Below are 8,641 nucleotides of genomic sequence, written 5' to 3' on the forward strand. Positions count from 1 at the left end.
GGCGTGGCCAGGGCCGGGCCGTCCGCGGCGGGCTGGACGCCCGCGGCGTCGGGCTGAGCGGCGGTGCCGCCCGGTGTCACGGGTTGGGTCATCGGGTGCGATCGAGGCTCATCAAGCCTGCACGGCGTTTCGCGGTGTGGCGCATCGAGGGTCCCACCGGAGGATGCGACCGGGAACGCGAATGCCGGGCCACGGCGGCCGCTGGGCCTGCCGCTCACGGAATCTCGGCGCCCTGCTATCACGCCCCCGTGCGGGCGGGAACAGGGAGGTTTCGGGGAACGGGGCGTCCCTCCGCCCGACCGATCTCGGGCTCGCCCCAAACCTGCACCTTCATGTGCCCAAGCCGGGGTGTGCCCGACTGGGGTGCGGGGGAGGGGGAGGCGCGGCGGTGCTACTCCGCGGCGTTGCGGGCGCCCTGGCCGAAGCGGCGCTCGATGTAGTCGATCACCACCGTCTCGAAGTCCTTGGCCAGCGTCGCGCCGCGCAAGGTCATCGCCTTCTTGCCGTCGATGAAGACCGGCGCGGTCGGGGTCTCGCCGGTGCCGGGGAGCGAGATGCCGATGTCGGCATGCTTCGATTCGCCGGGGCCGTTGACGATGCAGCCCATCACCGCGACGTTCAGGCCTTCGACGCCCGGATAGGTCTTCTTCCACTCTGGCATCGAGGTGACGATCCAGTTCTGGATGTCGCGGGCGAGCTCCTGGAACGTGGTCGAGGTGGTGCGGCCGCAGCCGGGGCAGGCCGCGACCATCGGCACGAAGGTGCGGAAGCCCATGGTCTGCAGCAGTTCCTGGCTGGCCTTCACCTCGACGGTGCGGTCGCCGCCGGGCTCCGGCGTCAGCGAGTAGCGGATCGTGTCGCCGATGCCTTCCTGCAGCAGCACGCCGATGGCGGCAGACGCCGCGACCAGGCCCTTCGAGCCCATGCCGGCCTCGGTCAGCCCGAGGTGGATCGCGTAGTCCGAGCGGCGCGCGACCTCGCGGTAGACCGCGATCAGGTCCTGCACCGCCGAGACCTTGGCGGAGAGGATGATGCGGTCCTTCGGCAGGCCGAGCTCCACGGCGCGCTCGGCCGAGGACAGCGCCGACTGCACCATCGCCTCGCGCATCACCGCGCGGGCGTCGATCGGCCGGGGCAGCCGGGCGTTCTCGTCCATCAGGTGGGTGAGCAGCGCCTCGTCGAGCGAGCCCCAGTTCGCGCCGATGCGCACCGTCTTGCCGTAGCGGATCGCCTGCTCGATGATCGTCGAGAACTGGACGTCCTTCTTCTCCTTGAAGCCGACGTTGCCCGGGTTGATCCGGTACTTCGCCAGCGCCTCGGCGCAGGCCTGGTGATCGGAGAGCAGCTTGTGGCCGATGTAGTGGAAGTCGCCGACCAGCGGCACGTGGCAGCCGATGCGGTCCAGGCGCTCGCGCACCTTCGGGACGGCGGCGGCGGCCTCGTCGCGGTCGACGGTGATGCGCACCAGCTCCGAGCCGGCCCGCGCCAGTTGCGCGACCTGCGCCACCGTGGCGTCGATGTCGGCGGTGTCGGTGTTGGTCATCGACTGGACGACGACCGGTGCGCCGCCGCCGACGGTCACCGCGCCTTCGCCCTGGCCGACGCGGACCCCGACGGTGCGGTGGCGCGGGGCCGGACCGGCGATCTCCGGTCCGGTCAGGCCCGTGGCCTGCGCGGCGAGCGGGTTCTGGTCGAGGCTGGCGGCTTGCATGGCTTCCATCGTGGACCTTCGTTCAAGGCCTTGTGTTTCGCGACGTCGCGATCGGCCGGCGGCTGCGCGCAGCACGCCATCAGCTTGCACGGTCGATCGTTTAGCTGCGATTGACGCGGGACCGCGTCAATCCTGCAGCAATGCATGTCTGCACCGCGCGTGTCATGTCGCATCCGCCCCACGATGTCGAGTTCTCGCAGGCCACGGCCCGGCGCGATCGTGCCGACCCCGCCTCGGATAAGCGTTGTCCGCCAACGGGATCGTGCTCGCCCGCCCCGGATCCCGCGAGCGCTCCGGTCGCGTCGCGCTTGCCGGGCCGTCGCCCTCCACCGCGCCGATTCGCGGAACCGCGACGCACCGGTGGCGCTTGCGCCGCCGCCGTGTCCGTAGAAAAATGCTGCGATGCGGCCTTTGATACCGCAGTGCAACAATCCATGTTGAGGCGATGATGACGCCGACTTCGCAGCCCTGCACCGATCGTCCCGAGCCTGGCAACCCGGTCACCGCCGTGCCCGGGCCGGTCTCCGACGGCATCGCCGACCGTCCCTCCGCCCACCCCTCGCATCACGTGCTCGCGGGGCCGCGGGCGGAGAAGAACGTCGCCCTGGCGCTGCAGGGCGGCGGCGCGCACGGCGCCTTCACCTGGGGCGTCCTCGACGCGCTGATCGAGGACGGGCGCCTCGGCTTCGAGGCGGTCACCGGGGCGAGCGCCGGCGCGATGAACGCCGTGGTGATGATCGACGGCTGGCTGAAGGACGGCCCCGAGGGCGCCCGCGCCGGGCTCGAGCGGTTCTGGCGCGAGGTCAGCCTCGACGGCGACTTCTCGCCGGGCCAGCGCAGCCTGTTCCACGGGATGTTCGGCGCGCTGAAGGGCAACCCGGTGATCGAGTTCTGGTCGAAGGTGCTGACGCCGAGCCCCTACGTCTCGAACCCGCTCAACATCAACCCGCTGCGCAAGGCGCTCGCCGCCCAGGTCGATTTCGAGCGCCTGCGCGAGGCGAGCACGGCCGGCGTCTTCGTCTCGGCCACCAACGTCTGGACCGGCAAGCTCGCGGTGTTCGAGCGCGAGCGCCTCACCGTCGACCACCTGATGGCCTCGGCCTGCCTGCCGACCGTGTTCCAGGCCGTCGAGATCGACGGCGTGCCCTATTGGGACGGCGGCTACCTCGGCAACCCGCCGCTCTATCCGCTGCATCGCGGCGCCGTGACCCGCGACATCCTCCTGGTGCAGATCAACCCGGTCGAGCGCCGCGAGACCCCGCGGACCGAGCGGGAGATCCAGGACCGGCTGAACGAGATCACCTTCAACGCCAACCTGATGCGCGAGCTGCGCGCGATCGACTTCGTCGACGGGCTGATCGAGGAGGGCGTGCTCGGCCAGGGCCAGTACCAGCGGGTGCTGGTCCACCGCATCGACGGCACCGACGCGCTCGACGCCTACAATGCCGGCTCCAAGCTCGACGCGCGCTGGCGCGTGTTCCAGCGCCTGCGCGACAAGGGCCGCCACGCGGCGCAGGCCTGGCTCGCCGAGAACTACGAGAAGATCGGCCGCGACTGCTCGCTCGACCTGCAGCAGGCGTACCAGTAAGCCGAGCGCGCCGGGTCGGGTGCGCCGGCGCACCCGACCCTTCGGGCACGCCGGCGCGCGGACGGATTAAATCCGCGCGCCGCTCCGTTAGCGTTCCATGATCGCCGACAAGACCAAGCGCCCCGACATCGTCGACCTCCTGGTGCCGTTGCGGCGCTATGCGCGCTCGCTCACCCGCGACACCCTGCGGGCAGACGACCTCGTGCACGACACGCTCGTGCGGGCGCTGGAGGCGGAAGGCAGCCTCCGGCCCAACACCAACCTGCGCACCTGGATGATGACGGTGCTGCACAACGTCTTCATCGACGACCAGCGCCGCAAGCGCGTCGAGACGCGCCATGCCGACGTGCTGGTGCAGATGCACGAGGAGGTGGCGCTGCCGGCCCAGGAGGGGCAGGTGCGCCTCGCCCAGATCCGCCGCGCCTTCCTGACGCTCCCCGAGGAGCAGCGCGCCGCCCTCCATCTCGTCACCCTCGAAGGCATGGCCTACGCCGACGCCGCGGCGGTGCTCGGCATCCCGATCGGCACGCTGATGTCGCGCCTCGGCCGCGGTCGGGCGGCGTTGCGCGCCTTCGAGGAGGGCGAGGGCGCCGCGCGGGAGAACGCCGCGCGGAAGGGCGCCGACGAGCCTCGACCACGTGCGCCCGAGCGGCCGGGCCTGCGCCTCGTGACCCGGGACGGCCGCACCGAGGGGCCGGGCGATGCGCCCTTTGCCCGCCGCGCCGTCGGCGACTTCTGACGGCGCGGAGCGAGACGACGGCGAACGAGACGACAGGACGAACCCGCGATGACCGACCCGATTGCAGACACCGACCTCATCGCCTTCGTCGACGGGCAGCTCGACGTGATGCGCCGCCTCGACGTGGAGGCGTACCTGGCGGGCAACCCCGACGTGGCGGCCCGCGTGATGGCCGAGATGCACGACCGCGACGCTCTGCGCGAATCCTTCGCGCCGTCGCCCGGCCCCGGGCCGGACCGCCTGCGCATCGCCGCCCGCCGCCTCGACCGGTCGCTGCGCTGGAACCGCGTCGCGTCGCGCTTCAAGCGGGCGGCGGCGATCGCCGTGCTCGTCGGCGCGGGCTGGCTCGCGCACAGCGAGGTCGGCCAGTTCGGGGTGCCCGACACCTTCGCCTCGCCGGTCGACCCGGCGCTCGTGGCCGACGCGCAGCAGGCCCGGCAGGTGGCGCAGCTCCGCGTCCGCATCGGCGCGCAGGGCGTGCCGGCCTACGACCGGGCGCGGCTCTCGGCGGCGACCGGCATCGCGCTGCCCGCGGTCCCCGAGGGCTGGACGGTGCGCGACGTGCAGGTGTTTCCCGCCCGCAGCGGCACCGGGATCGAGGTGGCGTTCGCGGCCGGCGAGCTCGGCGAGGTCTCGCTGTTCGCGACCCGGCGCCGCGCGACTGGGCTCGTGCACGCGGCCGGGCTCGCCACCGAGGTGGCCGATGCCGGCGACGGCGCGACGCTGGCCTGGACCACCGGCGACTCGGCCTACGCCGTCAGCGGCGGCCACGACGCGAAGGACCTGCGCCACGCCGCGCTCGCGCTCGCTTCGGCGCCCTGACGCCGTTCAGTCCAGCATCGACGGCGTCCGGTCGGCGGCGAGCATCGCCTGCGCCTCGGCCGAATCGATGTCCATGCGGGCGATCAGCGCCTCGGCGCTCGAGAAGCGCTCCTCGCCGCGGATGAAGCCGACGAGCTCGACCGCGATCTCCTGCCCGTAGAGGTCGCCCGCGAACCCGAACAGGTTGACCTCGAGCAGCGGCGCGCCGTCGTCGAAGGTCGGGCGGCGGCCGTAGCTCGCCACCCCGTCCCGCATCGTGCCGTCGGGCAGGCGCACGCGCACCGCGTAGATGCCGTGGGCGAGGGCGCAGTCCGAGAGCGCGAGGTTGGCGGTCGGGTAGCCCAGCGTGCGCCCGCGCTTGTCGCCGTGCCGCACGGCGGCGATCACGAACCAGCGGTAGCCGAGCAGCGCGTTGGCGCGGGCCACCTCGCCCTCGGCGAGCGCCCGCCGGATCGCGCTCGACGAGACCGGGTCGGCCTCGGTGCCGAGCGCCACCGGCGCGACGATGCGGCACGACAGGCCGACCTCGGCGCACAGGGCCGCCAGCATCGCCGGCGTGCCCTCGCGCCCGCGCCCGAAATGGAAGTCGTGCCCGACGACGACGCCCGACAGGCCGAGGTCGTCGCGCAGCAGCCGATCGACGAAGTCGCGCGCCCCGGTGCCGGCGAGGCCCGCGTCGAACCGGCGCACGATCACCCCGTCGAGCCCGAGCCGCCGGAAGACGATCTCGCGGGCGGCGACGCCGGTGAGGCGGAACATCGGCTTGTCGGGGGCGAAGTAGGCTCGGGGATGCGGCTCGAAGGTGAGGATCGCCGCCGGGACCCCGGTCTCGTCGGCGGCGGCGCGCACCGCCGCGACCAGCGCGCGATGCCCGCGATGGACCCCGTCGAAATTGCCGATCCCGGCGACGGCGCCGCGAAGCGCTGCCGGCACCGGCTCGTCCTCGCGGCAGATCGTGAAGGGCCCGGGAGCCGCCTCGGGAGCCGTCTCGTCGCCTGACGCCATCGGGAGCTTTTGCGGATCGTCCAGTGCGGCGGCCCTCGCCGGAACCGCGGATTGCAGCGCCGCGGACCCTGTCGAAAACCGCCGGGGCGGTCAAGCGAGGGGGGGGCCTCCGCAGGACCGTCGAGCCCGCCCGACCCGACATCCGCTCAGCCCGCTTGGTCGCCCGGCCGGAACATGCGACCACCGGCAGCATCCGAGGCGGTGGCGCCTTGCCGATGAAGGGGCCGAGACGCCCGGTGCGCGAGATCCGCTTCGACCCAGGTTTCGACCGAGCCCGGCGATGGCGCGGCCGGTGATGCCGCGCTCGCTGCGGGCGCGGCTGCTCGCGCTCTGGCTGCTGCTGCTCGCCTCCGCCGCGGCCACCGCCTACCTGCTGTTCGCGTTCTACAGCCAGTCGGCCGACGTGCAGGTCGGCCAGGCCGAGGTCGCGGTCGCCCGCGCCTGCCGCGAGATCGTCGACCGCACCGCCTTCGTCGCCGGCGCGATGCCGTCCACGCGCGCGGTCGACGCCGCCCTGCGCGCCGACCTCGCCGATGCGGTGAGCGTGGCGCTCGCCCGTTCGCCCGGCGTCGAGGGCGGGATCTGGACCGCGTCCGAAGGCTCGGTCGCCTACGCCTTCCCGACCTACGAGGGCACCGGGCCGAAGACCGACCTGCCGGCGGCCGAGCGCGACAGCATCGCGCAGATCAACGCCGACGCGCTGCGCACCGAGCGGCCCGTGGCGCTCCGCCGCCCGAGCCGGACGCAGGCCTTGCTGCTCCAGGCCTGCCCCCTGCGCGGCCCGATCGTCGGCGCGACGGCCTGGACCATGGCGCGGATCCAGACCGATCACGGCCCGGCCTACCGCCAGCTGCTTGCCGGCTTCGCCTTCCTCGCGGCGACCGTGCTCGGCTCGGCGCTGTTCCTCGGGCGCTTCCTTTACGGCTTCTCCGGCCACATCGCCCGGCTCAAGGCGCAGCTCGCCGCGCCGCGCTCCGAGCGCGGCGACCTGCCCGACCTCGCGCCGACCGGCGAGCCGGAGCTCGACCGCCTCGTCGACGCGCTGAACGCGGCGAGCGCGCGCCTGCGCGAGGCGCAGGGACGGGCGGTGGCGGCCGAGAAGCTCGCCGCGGTCGGGCGGCTCTCGGCGAGCGTCGCCCACGAGATCCGCAACCCGCTCTCGGCGATGCGCCTCAAGGCCGAGAACGCCCTGGCGAGCGGCGATCCGGCCCGCGCCCGCGGCGCGATCGAGACCGTGCTGGAGCAGGTCGCCCGCATCGACGGGCTGCTCTCGGACCTCCTCGGCCTGACGCAGGCGCGGCCGCCCGTGCGTGCGCCCGCCGACGTCGCCGCCCTGCTCGAGGCCAGCGCCCGCCTGCACGAGGATCTGGCCCGCGAGCAGAGCGTGCGGCTCGCGGTCGAGACTGACGGGCTGCCGGCCGGCGCCCGGGTCTCGATCGATGCCGGCCAGATCGCCCGGGCGCTGGACAACCTCGTGCTCAATGCGCTCCAGCACGTGCCCGAGGGCGGCCTCGTCCGGCTCGCCGCCGCGCGCATCGGCGACGCTCGCGGCGCGCGCCTGCTCCTCACCGTCTCCGATACCGGGCCGGGCGTCCCCGACGCGATCCGGGCCGAGCCGTTCGAGCCCTTCGCCACCGGACGTCCCGACGGCACCGGCCTCGGCCTCGCGATCGTGCGCGAGATCGCCCGCGCGCATGACGGCGAGGTGCGGCTCGTCGAATCGACCGTGGGCGCCACCTTCGAGATCGACCTGCCCTGGCTCTGATGGCGATATGGCTCTGATCCTCATCGTCGACGACGACGCGGCCCTGGCCGAGAGCCTCGCCGAGACCATCGCCGATCTCGGCCACCGGCCCCTGGTGGCGGCCTCGGGCCGCGAGGCCCTGTCGCGGCTGGCGGCCGAGCCGGGGGTCGCCGCGATCCTGCTCGATCTGCGCATGCCGGGCGATCTCGACGGCATGGCGGTGCTCGCCCGCATCCGCGCGCAGGACAGCCCACCGCCGGTGACCGTGCTGACGGCCTACGCCAATGCCGGCAACACCATCGAGGCGATGCGGCTGGGCGCGCACGACCACCTGACGAAGCCCGTCGGCCGCGCCGACCTCGCGGCGGTGCTGTCCGCGATGCTCGACCGGCCGGCGATCCCCTCGGCCGCGGCCGGCGAGCCGGGCGCCGGCGACGGCCTCGTCGGGTCGAGCGCCGGGATGCGGCGGGTGCAGAAGACCATCGGGCTCGCCGCCGACAGCGATGCGACGATCCTGATCCAGGGCGAGACCGGCACCGGCAAGGAGCTGGTGGCGCGCGCGCTCCACACCTACGCGAAGCGCCGCTCCGGCGCCTTCGTCCCGGTCAACTGCGCCGCGATCCCCCGCGACCTCCTCGAGAGCGAGCTGTTCGGCCATGTCCGCGGGGCGTTCAGCGGCGCGGTGACGGACCGAACCGGTGCGTTCCGCGAGGCGAACGGGGGAACCCTGTTCCTCGACGAGATCGGCGACATGCCGCGCGAGATGCAGGCCAAGATCCTGCGGGTGATCCAGGACAAGGTCGTGGCGCCGGTCGGCGGGCGCCCGGTCGCCGTCGCGGTGCGGGTGGTCGCCGCGACCCACCGCGACCTGCCGGGGATGGTCGCCGCCGGCACGTTCCGCGAGGACCTGTACTACCGCCTCAACGTCGTCCCGATCGCGCTGCCGCCCCTGCGCGAGCGCCTCGCCGACATCCTGCCGCTGGCCGAGCATTTCCTGGCCGGCGCCGGGCTCGGGGGGAAGCGGCTGACGGC

General features: G+C 73.6%; 7 protein-coding genes. 5 read left to right on the forward strand and 2 right to left on the reverse strand.

Features of this window, described 5'->3' with window-relative positions; genetic code table 11:
* Window positions 1-391: 391 nt before the first annotated feature.
* Complete coding sequence (gene ispG / locus FV230_RS20270; protein ID WP_147843671.1) at window positions 392-1,711, reverse strand: flavodoxin-dependent (E)-4-hydroxy-3-methylbut-2-enyl-diphosphate synthase; 1,320 nt, start codon at window positions 1,709-1,711, stop codon at window positions 392-394.
* A gap of 445 nt (window positions 1,712-2,156) precedes the next feature.
* Here ispG and FV230_RS20275 point away from each other — a divergent pair, with 445 nt between their 5' ends.
* The 3 genes from FV230_RS20275 (at window position 2,157) to FV230_RS20285 (ending at window position 4,860) form a co-directional block, all read left to right on the forward strand.
* Window positions 2,157-3,299, forward strand: a complete 1,143-nt coding sequence (locus tag FV230_RS20275; RefSeq protein WP_147729027.1) for a patatin-like phospholipase family protein — start codon at window positions 2,157-2,159, stop codon at window positions 3,297-3,299.
* A 97-nt stretch (window positions 3,300-3,396) separates the two neighbouring features.
* Window positions 3,397-4,038, forward strand: a complete 642-nt coding sequence (locus FV230_RS20280) for a sigma-70 family RNA polymerase sigma factor (protein WP_147843667.1) — start codon at window positions 3,397-3,399, stop codon at window positions 4,036-4,038.
* Between the two features lie 48 nt (window positions 4,039-4,086).
* The gene (locus tag FV230_RS20285; RefSeq protein ID WP_147843668.1) at window positions 4,087-4,860 is read left to right on the forward strand and encodes an anti-sigma factor; all 774 of its coding nucleotides are present in this window, start codon (window positions 4,087-4,089) and stop codon (window positions 4,858-4,860) included.
* 6 nt (window positions 4,861-4,866) lie between these two features.
* On the opposite strand, the gene FV230_RS20290 is transcribed toward FV230_RS20285, so the two are convergent.
* Window positions 4,867-5,865, reverse strand: coding sequence for a bifunctional riboflavin kinase/FAD synthetase (locus tag FV230_RS20290; protein WP_147843669.1), 999 nt, complete (start codon window positions 5,863-5,865; stop codon window positions 4,867-4,869).
* A 280-nt stretch (window positions 5,866-6,145) separates the two neighbouring features.
* Between FV230_RS20290 and FV230_RS20295 the strand changes: the two genes are divergently transcribed.
* The gene (locus FV230_RS20295; RefSeq protein WP_246694937.1) at window positions 6,146-7,630 is read left to right on the forward strand and encodes an ATP-binding protein; all 1,485 of its coding nucleotides are present in this window, start codon (window positions 6,146-6,148) and stop codon (window positions 7,628-7,630) included.
* 7 nt (window positions 7,631-7,637) lie between these two features.
* Window positions 7,638-8,641, forward strand: a 1,004-nt coding sequence (locus tag FV230_RS20300; protein ID WP_147843670.1) for a sigma-54 dependent transcriptional regulator, incomplete at its 3' end; no start/stop codon positions are given.

Origin of the sequence: Methylobacterium sp. WL6 (assembly GCF_008040095.1) — a bacterium.
Lineage (GTDB): Bacteria > Pseudomonadota > Alphaproteobacteria > Rhizobiales > Beijerinckiaceae > Methylobacterium.

Bases quoted from the DNA above. Each gene is read 5' to 3' on its own strand.
- FV230_RS20285 (WP_147843668.1), top strand. From the start codon at position 4,087: ATGACCGACCCGATTGCAGACACCGACCTCATCGCCTTCGTCGACGGG.
- FV230_RS20290 (WP_147843669.1), bottom strand. From the start codon at position 5,865: ATGGCGTCAGGCGACGAGACGGCTCCCGAGGCGGCTCCCGGGCCCTTC.
- FV230_RS20280 (WP_147843667.1), top strand. From the start codon at position 3,397: ATGATCGCCGACAAGACCAAGCGCCCCGACATCGTCGACCTCCTGGTG.
- FV230_RS20275 (WP_147729027.1), top strand. From the start codon at position 2,157: ATGATGACGCCGACTTCGCAGCCCTGCACCGATCGTCCCGAGCCTGGC.
- ispG (WP_147843671.1), bottom strand. From the start codon at position 1,711: ATGCAAGCCGCCAGCCTCGACCAGAACCCGCTCGCCGCGCAGGCCACG.
- FV230_RS20295 (WP_246694937.1), top strand. From the start codon at position 6,146: ATGGCGCGGCCGGTGATGCCGCGCTCGCTGCGGGCGCGGCTGCTCGCG.